Below are 255 nucleotides of genomic sequence, written 5' to 3'. Positions count from 1 at the left end.
TTACAATAAACATACTAACAAACAGACTGGCAAACAGACTATAGAATATACGCAATTTCTTTTTTACTAATATCATCTGACCTATAATAACTACCCCTCTAATAAAAGGGATTTTTTCAAAAAAACGAAGAAATTGGACTCTTCGCTCATTTCTCTTTTTACATTCTATTTCTATAGTCCCATTTGGGGATAGTGTAGCTTTTGAAACATGGCTGTCACTATAAAAACTGACACCATTCATGCTTGCACTTCCCC

At 33.3% G+C, this 255-nt stretch carries 1 pseudogene; it reads right to left on the bottom strand.

Going from position 1 to position 255, the window contains the following annotated elements:
* Nucleotides 1-241 (bottom strand): annotated as a pseudogene (locus O0550_RS24300) (hypothetical protein); the annotation flags it as partial.
* Nucleotides 242-255: the final 14 nt, after the last annotated feature.

Source organism: Brevibacillus halotolerans, from assembly GCF_026891775.1.
In the GTDB taxonomy this organism is placed as follows: domain Bacteria; phylum Bacillota; class Bacilli; order Brevibacillales; family Brevibacillaceae; genus Brevibacillus_B; species Brevibacillus_B halotolerans.
Note: the sequence above shows the minus strand (reverse complement) of the source record. Positions and strands in the feature narration are given on the sequence as shown.